The sequence below is a fragment of the Arthrobacter cryoconiti genome, from assembly GCF_020905375.1.
Classification (GTDB): Bacteria; Actinomycetota; Actinomycetes; order Actinomycetales; family Micrococcaceae; genus Specibacter; species Specibacter cryoconiti.
The window spans coordinates 71781-84770 of sequence record NZ_JAJJBU010000018.1 but is presented as its reverse complement, the minus strand read 5'-3'; the positions used below and the strand labels follow the sequence as shown (position 1 = coordinate 84770).

Annotated in this window: 14 protein-coding genes; 7 read left to right on the top strand and 7 right to left on the bottom strand. The window is 57.0% G+C overall.

Going from position 1 to position 12990, the window contains the following annotated elements; all coding sequences use genetic code 11:
- Window positions 1-87: 87 nt before the first annotated feature.
- A complete protein-coding gene (locus LOH53_RS10020; protein WP_230067604.1) occupies window positions 88-828 on the bottom strand; it encodes a DUF2971 domain-containing protein in 741 nt (246 codons plus the stop codon).
- A 301-nt stretch (window positions 829-1129) separates the two neighbouring features.
- Complete coding sequence (locus LOH53_RS10015; RefSeq protein ID WP_230067603.1) at window positions 1130-1633, bottom strand: hypothetical protein; 504 nt, start codon at window positions 1631-1633, stop codon at window positions 1130-1132.
- Window positions 1634-2087: 454 nt separating this feature from the next.
- On the opposite strand from LOH53_RS10015, the gene LOH53_RS10010 reads away from it, so the two are divergent.
- From LOH53_RS10010 to LOH53_RS09990, 5 genes are all read left to right on the top strand, one after another.
- Complete coding sequence (locus tag LOH53_RS10010; protein WP_230067602.1) at window positions 2088-2609, top strand: ArsR/SmtB family transcription factor; 522 nt, start codon at window positions 2088-2090, stop codon at window positions 2607-2609.
- Window positions 2606-3259, top strand: coding sequence for an ABC transporter ATP-binding protein (locus LOH53_RS10005; protein WP_230067601.1), 654 nt, complete (start codon window positions 2606-2608; stop codon window positions 3257-3259). The genes LOH53_RS10010 and LOH53_RS10005 overlap by 4 nt, the downstream gene beginning before the upstream one ends.
- Entirely contained in the window at window positions 3243-4763 is a 1521-nt protein-coding gene (locus LOH53_RS10000) for a hypothetical protein (RefSeq protein ID WP_230067600.1), read from the top strand. The genes LOH53_RS10005 and LOH53_RS10000 overlap by 17 nt, the downstream gene beginning before the upstream one ends.
- A gap of 141 nt (window positions 4764-4904) precedes the next feature.
- Window positions 4905-5153 carry a type II toxin-antitoxin system Phd/YefM family antitoxin gene (locus tag LOH53_RS09995; RefSeq protein WP_113719418.1) on the top strand — a complete coding sequence of 83 codons (249 nt, stop codon included), beginning with the start codon at window positions 4905-4907 and terminating at the stop codon, window positions 5151-5153.
- Window positions 5150-5407 carry a type II toxin-antitoxin system RelE family toxin gene (locus tag LOH53_RS09990; protein WP_230067599.1) on the top strand — a complete coding sequence of 86 codons (258 nt, stop codon included), beginning with the start codon at window positions 5150-5152 and terminating at the stop codon, window positions 5405-5407. The genes LOH53_RS09995 and LOH53_RS09990 overlap by 4 nt, the downstream gene beginning before the upstream one ends.
- Window positions 5408-6039: 632 nt before the next feature.
- On the opposite strand, the gene LOH53_RS09985 is transcribed toward LOH53_RS09990, so the two are convergent.
- Together LOH53_RS09985 and LOH53_RS09980 are read right to left on the bottom strand one after the other, a co-directional pair.
- Window positions 6040-7443 (bottom strand): GntP family permease, encoded by a 1404-nt coding sequence (locus LOH53_RS09985; protein WP_230067598.1) that lies wholly within the window; start codon window positions 7441-7443, stop codon window positions 6040-6042.
- An 84-nt stretch (window positions 7444-7527) separates the two neighbouring features.
- On the bottom strand, window positions 7528-8049 hold the full coding sequence (locus LOH53_RS09980) for a gluconokinase (protein WP_230067597.1): 522 nt from the start codon (window positions 8047-8049) through the stop codon (window positions 7528-7530).
- A 207-nt stretch (window positions 8050-8256) separates the two neighbouring features.
- On the opposite strand from LOH53_RS09980, the gene LOH53_RS09975 reads away from it, so the two are divergent.
- Complete coding sequence (locus LOH53_RS09975) at window positions 8257-8985, top strand: FadR/GntR family transcriptional regulator (RefSeq protein WP_230067596.1); 729 nt, start codon at window positions 8257-8259, stop codon at window positions 8983-8985.
- A gap of 359 nt (window positions 8986-9344) precedes the next feature.
- Here the strand turns inward: LOH53_RS09975 and LOH53_RS09970 are convergent, their stop codons facing one another.
- The 3 genes from LOH53_RS09970 to LOH53_RS09960 all read right to left on the bottom strand — a co-directional run bounded on the left by LOH53_RS09970 (window position 9345) and on the right by LOH53_RS09960 (window position 11695).
- Window positions 9345-9926, bottom strand: a complete 582-nt coding sequence (locus tag LOH53_RS09970) for a hypothetical protein (RefSeq protein ID WP_230067595.1) — start codon at window positions 9924-9926, stop codon at window positions 9345-9347.
- Between the two features lie 370 nt (window positions 9927-10296).
- A complete protein-coding gene (locus LOH53_RS09965) occupies window positions 10297-10833 on the bottom strand; it encodes a GNAT family N-acetyltransferase (protein WP_230067594.1) in 537 nt (178 codons plus the stop codon).
- Window positions 10834-10915: 82 nt separating this feature from the next.
- Window positions 10916-11695, bottom strand: coding sequence for a class I SAM-dependent methyltransferase (locus tag LOH53_RS09960; protein ID WP_230067593.1), 780 nt, complete (start codon window positions 11693-11695; stop codon window positions 10916-10918).
- A 364-nt stretch (window positions 11696-12059) separates the two neighbouring features.
- On the opposite strand from LOH53_RS09960, the gene LOH53_RS09955 reads away from it, so the two are divergent.
- Window positions 12060-12944 carry a hypothetical protein gene (locus LOH53_RS09955; protein ID WP_230067592.1) on the top strand — a complete coding sequence of 295 codons (885 nt, stop codon included), beginning with the start codon at window positions 12060-12062 and terminating at the stop codon, window positions 12942-12944.
- The last annotated feature ends 46 nt before the right edge of the window (window positions 12945-12990 follow it).

Sequence of the window (12990 nt, the reverse complement as noted above, 5' to 3'; positions counted from 1 at the left end):
GAACAATCCTTTCAGGAACTGTCTCACATCATTAGTACACCTCACACAACGGGCCTATTGACTTTGCCAGATTCCAAGGCGCTGGAACTACCGCAAGAATGGATCGCTGTATAGATCGGATTTCACGACCTGGAATTCATAGCCGAACCTTTGCACGAGTCTCACTATTGTCTGTTCAACCCACCCAGGGGAGGCTGGGGACACATAGACCCGGTTGACTAGCCGGTTGAGATCGAACCCAACATAGTGCCCAGGGCGCCCCGTGCTTGCGTCGCTGTAGAAGATCTCACCTTCAATACCGGGAACAATTCCCCGCCGCTCATCCGGCCCCCCGCAGCCGTTGCCCCAGAGAACAAGGCGCGCCTCCCGCTCGTGTTCAAAACTCTTTCGCTTCAGCATAAATGGTGATTGCAAAGTGCTATGGAGGATCGCGATTTCGCTCGGATCGACGTACTGGACGAGGCCTCCTGAGATTGGCCATGCCGAGGTTATCGAAGAGATCAAATCACCCCACGTCGTTTGAATAGCAATGCCCCGTCCCTCGCGCTGATAGATGTCCCACATTGCGGCGGATTCATTCTCGGATGCATGCCAGCAACTCAAGTAAGTGGTCTGCTGGTTCGCCAGTTGGGTCTGCCGACGCGTTTCATCCGACATTGGTATAGAGAATGACCCGAGCGATCCTTCCCACTTGTCGACCATGCGGGCGGCTTGTGCAAAGAACACAGCCGATTGATCGAGTAGGGACACGAAACGACCGAGATCCATGTACCGCCAAACCAAATCGCCATGATCTGGTTCGGCCGCGTTGTCTCCAGTTTCAAACATGATCAAAGTATCCCATCGGAAGCCTCTCATTGACAGGATCGTGTGCCCTGGCCGGCACCGACTTCGGCTATGCCACCGCCTCCCTTGCCGCATTTGCCGAGAACGACAGGTGAAATTCCACTGCAGCTGTCTGGCGTGGACAGCCTGTACCGCAGAACGTTCCCCTGCGGACAGCACTATCGATCTCGCGGACGCAGTTGAGCAAGGTGGTTCAACACCCCGGAGCCGGACCGGCTTGAGGGTCAATGAGAAAGTTCCTGGCACAACAAGGGGTCTGCCTGGTTACTGTTTCGATCATGGTTCACGCGGTTAATTGATTTATGCGGGTAGCCATCAGCTGGGCATCCGCCATGCTGGCCACGGAGTAGACAAGAGGTTTGCGTTGTTTGCGGTTCACGACCAGGCCAGGGCCCTTCCTGAGGATGAATGCCGTGCCGGAAGCAGTGCTCCTCAGTCCCCATCCTCCGTATTCCATGGGATTGATTTCTTTGGCCACGGCCGAGTCGACATCGACGGGCTTTACATTGAGCATCTTCAATACGCCGCCGCCGTAGACCCGCACGCCAGCATGGTCGACGACTACCTTGCCGAAGCCGAACCACCATGCACCGAGTAACATCACCACGACGGTGGGAACGAAGGACCACTTGAGTCCTGGATCATTAACCGCTACCAACAGAATCAATGCAAGCAGACCTGAGCCACCGAGCAGTAACCGGAGCCAAAGCCCCGCAAGGGTGATTGAAGATAGGGCTTCCACCTGTGGACTCACTGGTGTGGCTGTTCGGTCGTTCGGCGCGGGCATGAAACTCCTAAGGAACCAACACGAGATGTCATCTAGTTAAACAACACGTATTGGAACCTTAGCGTTGCTCCCAATCAGACGCGAGCTCAAGCCGTCACCACCACGCCCTACGGGGATGCATAGACACGAGGAAGCGCTCAATACGAGCTAATTTTCCAAATACGGAAATCTGGAGTACCAAGCATCACCGCCCATAAGTTTGAAATCCGGGGATCTCGGCATCTGCACACAATTGAGAACTCAGCATCAGCTCTGTAGCGCATATAGATAAGGAGGATTTTGACCAACAGGATGGCGGCTTCCCGCAGAGGGTTCCTTCTGCGGGCAACCGTGTCACCCGAAAATGCACTGGTTTCTTGGGTGATCTAACCGGCCGACCCGGGATTGACCTCTAGACAAGCTGGCAGACATTCCACGTTTGTGACATAAATACGTTATTACGTATAATTCGAGAATGTCGAATGAGTCAATCGAAGATCGCCTGTCCGCATTAGAAGAGGCTGTTGCCCAGTTGAGTGCTGTACCGGCGAAGCCGGCCGAGCCGAATTCACCGCTTGAGCGCATGAACGAGATGTTGTGGGCTCTGAACGGGCTGGAATGTCGGATCCCTGACGGCGGGATCATCTACACGGGGAGTGTTCAGACTCCCGCCGGCGCCCTCGTGCGGTGGCAATATGGACAGACGGGCCCCGATATATTTGCCGAAAATTGGAGTGACCAGGCCGAGCGCCTGGCCGCACTGGGGAACCCGATACGTCTGAGGATTCTGCAGGCTGTCTTGAATGGTTCTACAAGCGCGGCCCAGTTGGTGGAGGAGATCGATGCGGGGACAAGTGGTCAGGTTTATCACCATCTCAAGGAGCTGACTGCAGCTGGCTGGTTGGCATCGCCTAAACGTGGCCTCTTTGATGTACCTGCCTCCAGGGTTGTTCCGCTATTGGCTATTTTGGTGGCGTCAGGAACTCCGCAAGCATGAGCGGTTACATTGCAGTCGAACAAGCCAGCGTCCTCTCGGGAGACCAAGTTTTGCTCGCACCAGTCAGTTTCAGTCTTGATGCTGGCAAAGCCCTGGCTGTCACCGGCTCCAATGGAACCGGGAAAACAACGCTATTGCGCGTATTGGCTGGAAGGACCCCTCCTACTACCGGGTCGGTGGCTATTGCCGGCGAGCCTACAAATGAACGCTCGTCAGGATTTCGTGCCCGCATGGCGGCGCTGATCGGGCTGCCACCTCTGGCTCGAAACCTGACACCGCGGGAACATCTGGTCCTCGTGGCCACGTCCTGGGGTTCCAAAATCGTCGATGGTGAAAATATTGCTGACCGGCTTCTGGACGAGTTTGGCATCATCAGGCTGAAGGGAAGGTTCCCCCACGAGCTCTCCTCCGGGCAGACACAACTCTTTGCCTTGGCGCTCACTCTTGCACGCCCATTTGAAGTCCTGATCCTGGATGAGCCCGAGCAGCGGCTTGACTCCGACCGGCTGGAACTCGTCGGCAGTGTGTTGCGCCATTTGGTCGAGGATGGCAAAACACTCATCTTGGCCAGCCATAGCAACATCCTCGTAGAACGCACCAGCGATGAAGTATTGACCTTGACGGATGCATCCTATGACCTTCACTCCTGACCGACTCCGGAGCGTCCGCGCCGTTTATCGACGCCGGGGCGACGGACGGACCAGAGGTGACATTACCTACGCAGTTTATGTCGGCTTCTTGGCACTTCTCACTGTCGCCGCCCCATGGTGCTGGGGCATCGGGCTGACTCTCGCACAGCCAAGTCTCCTTTCAATTCTCACCGATCCGAATGCGGACCATATGGTCGGGGTTGTGTGTGGACTCGTCCTTGCTGGGCTGGCGGCCTCTGGCGCTGTGCGGGGCCCTGCCTTGTTGTCCCCGTTCTTCACCGCAGTTCTCGCTGGCAATGATCTACCCCGGAGCCGCACGCTGCGACGACCATTCATACAGTCCGCGGCACTTCTGACGGGGATACTCATGGGCGTTGCCCTGCTGGCCAGCACCGTACCCGTGACTACCGGGATCGCCTCAGCGTGGAATGGCATGGCCTTCGTTGCTGCGGCCGGCTGTTTCGGGGTCTTGGGCAGTGTCACTTGGCTTTCTGGCCAGGTCCTGGGTGACAAACATGCCGGGAGGTTGACGGCCGGATTGCTTATCGCTTCTCTGTTCACTTGGACAATCCCGACTCTTGGGGTTCTGGCCCCGTGGGGATGGGTGGGGCGACTCTGGATGACAGGCAGCAGTGTAAATCTGTGGGTGTTGGCAGGCCTGTTGCTCGTTACCGCGGCGGCAGCCATGCGGGTGTCTAAGCTCCTGAATTCACTCACCGGTACGGCGCTGATGGATCAGTCTTTACGCTGGCAGGCGGCAGGAGTATCCGCATTCGTCGGCGACGCTGCAGCAGCAGCATTGGGTAGTTTCCGGGCACAACCACAGTGGGGACGCACTTGGCCGGCCGCCACCTGTAACCATGCAGCGGTACGATTTTTCGTTCGCGACTTCATAGGCACGCTGCGCACCCCCAAGCGATTCATGACAGGGATCATTTTTCTCCTGCTCGGGAACCTCACATTGGTTCTTGGCCCAAGTTTGCTGGGTATGCCTGCATGGTTACTAGGTGGGATGGGTGGGGGCCTTTGCTATCTGGCCCTAGGTGTTTTCAGCGACGGGTTTCGACATGCTGCCGAAGCGGCCTCGGCCCCTCCCTTGTATAAATATTCCAACACACAGCTATACGCACTCCACGCAGTATTCCCCCTGGTAGTGACCCTTGCATGTTCAGTCATAGTGACTGCTTCAGTCGCCGTTACCGGTGTACCCGTCAGTGCCGCCGCCGTCGGAATATCGGTGCTAATCGTGATCGTCCGAGCCTACGACAGCGCAAAGAGCCCCCTTCCGGTCTCACTGCTTACCCCCATGCCATCCCAGTTCGGGGATATGTCCACGGTCACCGTACTTGCTTGGCAAGCGGACGCATTACTAGTCTCCCTGGCAGCAGGGGCGGGCCTACTCGCCCTCACCAGCTCCGGATCGTTGCTTGCCGCTACAACACTCCTGGCCGGCGCAGCACTCGTCATCCTCGCCACAACCAAACGACGAATTCGAAGCCAATGAGCACCCGAGACTAGCGAACGGGCTTTGAACACAATCGTGTCCCGATGAGCCTTCCTTCGGTGGGTATTGCGATCAGCGCGGCTTTCCTTTCAAAGAACCTATATCATGTACATTCTAAGGTTCTAGATGTACAATTTGTTTATGTCCATAGTCAGCGTCGCAGACGCACGCAACCACTTTTCAGACGTCATCGATCGCTCGAAGACCGAAGCGGTTTTCATCGAACGCCGCGGTCATCGCGCTGCCGTGGTTGTCAGCCCTGAGCGGTACGAGCAGATGCTCGAAGCTCTGGAAGAAGCCGAAGATGTCGCCGCATTTGATGAGGCGATGGCAGAGGAGGGCCCCAACATCCCTTGGGCTCAAGTGAAAGCCGATCTGGGCTGGGTATGATTTACCAAGTCGAGTTCCGTCCTGCAGCGGTTCGCGCGTTGAAACGAATTGACCATCAGGATCGCGACCGCATTCGTGGAGCGATCGCGCTCCTCGGTCAAGATCCACGACCTCCGGGCGCCAAGGCCCTCCAAGGGCGTCCTGGCCTCAGAGTTCGCATAGGGGACTACCGCATCGTCTACACGGTTGACGACAACATCTTCGTTATAGCAGTGATCACGCTTGGTCATCGTAGCAACGTCTACGAACGCTGACTGCCCGCCGACGAATCAGCTCTCCTTCACCCCCGATATTCCATATATCTAGCCTTGGACAGGCGCCCTTCTTCCCTAGATCTTTGGCGTCTCCGAGTCGTTATGTATGACGAGGACATGTGGTTCGGGCTGTATCCGCCCGAAGGCCTTAGCGGCTTCACAGCCCGATTGCGCAGCGAATTGCAGCATTTGGAACGTGGCCCACGGCAAGACGGCACGGGTTGCATCCCCTGCCGACAATTCCAATTGCGAGCGGCGTCGTGCTCATTGCGTATCTGACATGGTTGGTCACGATCTTGGATTGAAGCAGAAGCCCTCTAAGACAGAAATTAGGGGTGTGGGTTTCAGTGCTCGGTGGGGAATTTTTTGTGATCACTTAGGGTCCGAACTTGCCGCACGTGACGCGTTCGATCGCCACGATTGCCGGAAGGGTGTTGCCGCGAATAAGCGAAAGGCCCTGGGTTAGTGACGCTGTGCCAGAACGGAACGTTTCTGCAACGGTGGGCTGAACGCAAAACGGCTCGGGCTCCTGGTGAGGAGCCCGAGCCGGAGCGCTCGCAGAACAGGTAGCTCCGTCGTCTGAGCACCGAGTGATTGTTCCCTAGTGCAGCAAAAACTGCCCGGTAGGGGCCTTATCCCATGAGTCCCGCAAGCCCGAAGACCGCCGCGGCAATCCCGAAGCCCATGACACCGATGAGTGTTTCCAGGACTGTCCACGTCGCGAGAGTCGTTTTGACATCCATTCCGAAGAAGCGCCCCACCAGCCAGAATCCCGAGTCGTTGACATGGGAGACCACCACGGAACCGGCGGCAACAGCGATTACGACGGCGGCAACTTGGACTCCATTGATTCCCGCCAGTGCAACTGCGGGCGCAATCAGGCCCGCCGTCGTCGTCAGTGCAACGGTCGCGGAACCCTGTGCGATGCGCAGGATTGCGGCAATGAGGAAGCCGGCAAGAATCAATGGGATACCGGCGTCGCCCAGCACATCGGCCAGAGCCGCGCCGATACCGGAGGCCCGCAGGACTCCGCCGAACATGCCGCCGGCGCCAGTGATGAGAATTACGGAGCAGACGGGGCCAAGGGCTGATTCCAAAAGATTGTTCAGATCGCCGCGAACGGTGCCACGCTTGCGCCCCAGGATATACATCGCAACTAATACCGAAATCAACAATGCCACGGGGGTTTCACCCAGGGTCCGCAGCACCTGGAACCAGGCCTCGTTCTTCACTGATTCCGGAAGTACGCCAGCTGATGTTGCCGTGCTGAGGCCGGTGTTCATAAAGATCAACACCATGGGAAGGAACAGAAGGCCCACAATGGTGCCGAAGCGGGGCGGATTGTTTTCTGCTTGTTCGTCGGCCTTACCCAATAGTGTAGGAACGGGAAGGACAATTTTCTTTCCGATCCATAACCCGAATAGGTAAGAGGTGACGTACCAGGTGGGGATGGCTGCAATGAGGCCAACAATCAGGACCAGACCAATGTTTGCATCAAAGAACGCAGCGGCTGAAACGGGTCCAGGGTGCGGCGGCAGAAAAATATGCATCACGGAGAAGGCGCCAGCTGCGGGGAGGCCGTAGCGCAGGACCCCACCACCCATGCGATTCGCCACCGCAAAAACCACGGGGAGCATGACGATCAGCCCGGCGTCGAAGAAGATCGGGAAGCCGAAAATTAGAGAGGCCACGCCAAGCGCTAACGGTGCTCGTTTCTCTCCGAAGACGTCAATCAACTTTTCAGCCAAGACTTTGGCGCCACCACTTGTTTCCATAAGCCTGCCGAGCATTGCGCCCAGGGCTACCAAAAGAGCCACTGTTCCCAACGTGGTGCCGAAGCCGTTGACCAGGACCGGCACAATCTGGGTTGCCGGAATTCTTGTGGCAAAGGCCGTAAGTAAGCTGACAACGATCAGCGCCAGCAATGCGTGAATCTTGAGTTTGATGATCAGGAACAGTAGGACTGCGATAGCTGCTCCGGCGATCAGCAGCAGCGGTCCGGCGCCCAGTGTTTGGGTCCAGCCTTCGATTATCATGGTTCTCCTTTGAATCCGGTGATGGGGCCGCAATAATGCTTCAGTGGCGCCGAGGCGTACAAGGTATTTACGGAATGATGGCGCTCAGGCCAGGTGCAGTACGGTGACGACTTCCTCGACGAGCTCTTCAGGGCTCTTGCTGATGTCGAGCCGCAGGCTTCCCTTGCTCAGTTCGCTGGAAGTGAGGGGTTCCAGAGTGGCAAGTTGGCTTGGCAGCAGCGTAGGAGGCATGAAATGACCCTTACGACTTCCGATGCGGTCGTGCAGAAGCTCTTTCCTGCCATCGAGATGCAAAAAGACGACGTTCCCGTCAGCCTCAGCCAACAGGTCCCGGTAGCTGTGCTTGAGGGCAGAGCAAGTGAGGACTGTACTGTTGCCCTCGCTAGCTTGTACCGTTATCCACTCCCGAATGGCGTGTAGCCAGGGCCAGCGGTCGTCGTCGTCCAGCGGAGTTCCGCTGTTCATTTTGGCAATGTTGGCCGCCGGATGGAATTCGTCCGCTTCGGCCATGGGCCAGTCGAGGCGGTGGGAGAGCGACTCGGCAAGAGTAGATTTGCCGGAGCCGGCAACGCCCATGACGACTAGGTGAGTGGCAGTAGACTTCATTGTTCTACCTTCGTGGCAGGTATCGTTGGCTGAGATAGACGGCAATACGCTCAATCTCGTGAAACAAAGATAGCACCATTGACCGCGATTGGTACTATCTTTGTGATTTAGTTCGTGACCTTCTACTTTGGTGCTGGTCGGTTGGTCATACCTTTGACTATGTAGTTTCTACAATTGGGAACGTGTGAGCGTCGAGGAGGCACGAGAATGTCGACGACAATAGATGAAGAAGACGCAGCACCTGATTCTTCTGCGCAGGCCCTGCACCAGAGGGTCCTGGAAATGATCGGACAGCAGATAATCTCTGGTGAGCTTGGTCCTGGTGAGCGACTTACCCTTGAGCGGATCCAGCAAGATCATGGGATATCGCGCACCCTCGCAAGAGACACGATGCGCGTCTTGGAATCAATGAACCTCGTTTACTCACGCCGACGCGTAGGAATCGTGGTGCAGGCCTGTGAGGAGTGGAACGTCTATGACCCTAAAGTCATCCGATGGCGGCTCGCATCAGCAGCGCATGCAGAGCAATACGCCAATCTCACTGAGCTGCGCATCGCCGTTGAGCCGATTGCTGCCGCTGGCGCGGCACGACGGGCTGGTGTCGCAGAACGACGCCGGCTGGTGACTCTGGCGCAGTCACTGCGAAGGTTGGGTGAGGCTGGAGATCTTGAGGCGTTCCTGGCGATAGACATCGAGTTTCATCAGCTTCTGCTGCGCAGCTGTGGAAACGAGATGTTCAGAGCTTTAGATGGCGTGGTGGCTGAGGTCCTCACTAGTCGTACCCGCCAGGGACTGATGCCTTTCAGTCCAAGGCCTGAAGCGCTTCAGGCTCATGAAGATGTGGCCGTTGCGGTGGCCTGTGGAGACGCGCGAACCGCGGAAGAAGCCATGCATCGTATTCTCGAGGAAGTACGCACCGCAATAGGGCTCCGCTGAGAAACGGCACTGCCGTGTGACACTGCTATCAATCAAGCAGAACCACCGATGTGCCCATTACGCGCAGCAGGACAGCGTTTGGCGCTAAGCCGGTGGTTATGATCTCTGAGTGCGGGGATGATGAACCACCCGATGATCCAGTACGTGGTCAGGGCAGCAGAAATCATCATGAGGAGGGATCTGGACGGACTGCGTCGGGTCTCCCGGATACTCTTCCATGTCCTTAGCGAAATTCCGATAGTAGGTCGGAGACAAACGCGTTGATTCATGTTCGCGCTTGAGTTGAAGAATTCCACCATGGGCGTTACAGAGGAGAAAAATCTGCGGGACGCTGCTGGCGGACTTAACAGGCCGAGTCGTCAATGGATCCAGAACCCCACTGTGCAGAGAAGTCGTGTTTCATCATCGGCGCCAGCTGGCGGAGCAATCGCGGGAGGTAATACCCCGAAGCTACGCCATTCATCCGCGTTGGGCACGACGTGTTCATTCATCTCGGCAATGGTCTCAGCTGACAAATGAAACGGGATTGAAAGGTGCTTAGCGATAAGCCACGCTTGAAAGCCGCGATACATTGCCAGGTGCGCCAAGCCCTCCCTTGCCGGGTAGTCGCCATACTGAAAACGGCGAGTCGCATCTAAATTGACTCCCTCTCGAACAGCCATTGTTGCGGCGTCATTTAGTAGGTTATAGGCAACGATTGGATCGTCACCAAGCAAGTCGCGGCCAAGTAGCTCGTCGCCGTCCGCAGCAGAAGCTCCGGCGATCACTCCGGGAACCCAAGCTTCGTCGTAGGCGTGTGCCCTCAGGATGTCGAGGATGGTGGGATTGGGATTTTGTGACCACGCGGCGGGTACCGGCTTGTCAAAATCTTCTGGACTGATGCGGTCAATGACGCTTCGAAGTTCGGCGTCAGCAGCAAGGAATAGCTGATCGGGTTCCATGCGGCGAGCCTACTCTGCGACAGCGATATTAGCCACGGAAACGTGACTGTCCGCAAGAGTGCCGGATCGAAGCGTGGTGCGCCATGATGGCGTTCAGAGTTGGCTGGGATAGCCGAGACCCGAACTCCAAGGCTGGCATTTTCTGTTCCTGATTTGGCCCTTTGTCAGAAATGGCAGCTTCTACCAGGTCATTCCGTCGATTTCCGATGTGGTTTGCGCCGTGAAGATTCCTATGCGGGGCAACCCGTTGAAGATCCAAGAGTAATTGGTTCGCTCAGTCGAGGAGCGCAACGGCTTAGGGGGCACGGCCGTCCCCAAAGCAAGCCCCCGGGTAGTGTCAAAATGGTGTGAAGCCGGAGGAACCACTTTCTTAGTCTTCTGCCGGTTTTTTTGCTCGCAACAGCAATCCCACGCCGCCGGTGAAGCTGATCGTGTGAAATTTCGCCGCCCTGGCAACTTCAGTGAAACCCCACTGGCGATGAAGTTGAATCGATGCTCGGTTGGATAGGTTGACGACATACCAGGCTGAATCGGTCCGTTCCCAGATCCAGGCCAGTCGCGCTTGAGTCAATGCCCGAGCTATCCCGTGGCGCCTCAACTCCGGGATTACGGTAACGCCGCCCAAGAAGTGTCCGCCGGGTGCCGGACCATCGGCAAACGACCAGAAGTGAGTCTTGCCCCACCCGACAATCGTGCCACCCACTGACGCGACAACAACCAGTCGCCAATCGTCCTGAATAGCCGCGGCTAAAGCCTCAGCAGAAGCGGGTGCACGGCCCGCTTTGACATCGATGCCGCGTATCGCGTGGATGTCATCAATCTTGCTTAATCTGACGTTCACGGGAGCAATCAATACTTCGCTCTTTGGACGTTGGGGTTCGTAATCAGCAAATTCGTTGCTAGTCATCTGACACGTCGCCTCCGTTTTGAAGAGCCTTCGCCGGGGAACTTTTCGGAGTTAGTTGTGCCAATGGCATAAGTTGCTCCACTTATCCCACTAAATCTTTGCTTGGCAGTTGTAGCCGAAAGGCGGCTGTGATGTGGGGGAATCTAACAAGACCGTCAGATGACTCTAATTGGTCACCAAGACGGCAGACTTTCGCCAACACGGCGTTCTGATCAGATCTCTGTGCGACGAATGCCCATGAGCTGGCGAGTTTGACGAGTTGGTCGACCGACAGCTCGTAATTGAACGCGAAGTCCTTCCGTTCGAAGATGCCTCGTCCAGCAAATTCTCTGGGTACGCTTCGGGTCTGATCATCGGGAGGTCCGTCCGGCTCGATGATTGCAGCGAGTCCATTTACCCACTCGCTGGTGCGGTCCCAAGTGTGCCAACCCATAGCCATCATGCCGTCTTGCCTGAGGACACGATCGCATTCAAATGTTGCCCGCTCGGCGTCCATCCAGTGCCAAGCTTGGAGACACGTAATGGCGTCGACGCTCTCATCTTCTAAAGGGATGGATTCGGCTGACCCATTAGCAGCAGTGATGAGACCAACTCCTCCGTGTGAAAGCTCCTCACTGACTTTCCGGAGTACTGACAACATGTCGTTGTCTGTATCGACTGCGGTGACGGAGTGCCCCAGAGTAGCGATTGACCGGGTTCCCAGACCTGTGCCAACTCCCAGATCCAAGACTTCTAGCCGTTGGCCGAGCAAAGGTGATCCCAATAGCCACGAAATTACCTCCGCGGACCACTGAGGGCGAACAGCATCATGCAGGACGGCATTGTGGCCTGACACCGTTGGCGCGCTATGCATCTGATTCATGCCCGCCAGTCTAACGAGAACTAGAGCACGGCCTGGCTGTAAAGCCTTAAAGTAACTGACACTGTGCCCGAGAAGAAAAAGTGCACTATCCTCAGGCCCGTGGCGGACTGGTCTGCATGACCAAGCAGAAAATGGCACGGCTCGCGCTATGCACTCCTTACAGGACGGATTGGCCATAGGATCGAGTCGCAGCCAGCATTTCAATGAATTACGGCGTCTGGTCGCTCCCGGCACCAAGTTCACTGCGCCCGGTGAGATGCCCGGAAAACCCGACTCAGTGCCATGAAGCCGAATAGTCTCCGCGGCATCCCTGAACGGGAGAACCCCAGATCCGAATCAACGCTCCGGCCACTAGGCTGGCCTCATGGGCCCCTTGACCACTTCTGACCCCGGCGAATGGCTCAAGCCACGCCTGGATATCGCCTGGCATGACATGCACGCTGTCGTACCTCGCGGATTCCCGGCCTACGCGAGGATTTTTCACCCTGCTCAACGGGACCGCCCGGCGGACACTGGCACGTGGCATGCGCATTCTCGAACCGGCGTTGTCCCAATCCACTCTGAACAGATCACCTGGGCGGCCCTGGCCCAGACCTTTGGGACCACCATGCACCCCTTGGCTCAGTTCCACCGCATATTTGGCCAGCATGAGGCTGGGCGGGAAGTTTTGGATGCACAAGGGTGGCGGTATTCAGGACCTGAAACCGGGAACCTGGCACCGCAGATACTGGCTGCAAGCGCTGTTCACCTCTGCGAGCACACGGCCACACCTGACCAGGGAGTAACCGGCATTTGGGAGGGATGGGGCGGCCTGACAAGTTCCGCAGGCTATGCCGAGGTCACCTTTTCCAATGACGATCCTCTTGTAAAGGGCGTTTGCACCTCAGGGGGCAGCGGCCCTGGCTCAGGCTTGCTTTCGGCAGAGGTGGTCAACGGAGAGACTCTTGACCTGCCGGGACGCGCCTATTACTTATTCAACGCGTCCCCCAAGCTGTACATTGATCCCGCGTGGGTGAACCACGTGCCGTGGCACCATTCGCCGGCTTGGCCGCAGTCACCGAACCTTCTGTGGCCCGCAGACAAGAATTGGGTTGTGGTTACGGAAATCGACTTCGATTCCACCGTGGTGGCCGGCAGCGAAGCGCTCATTTTGGCTCTGGTACAAGACCCTGCCATCGAGGCGCTGCCACTGTTTGAGGGCGCAGACTTGACCTGGGACGCGGACGTTCCCAATCGTCCCCCTCGCTAGCAGCCAGCCTCTTCTTTCCAATGCACATGTTGATGGTTCAGACTGG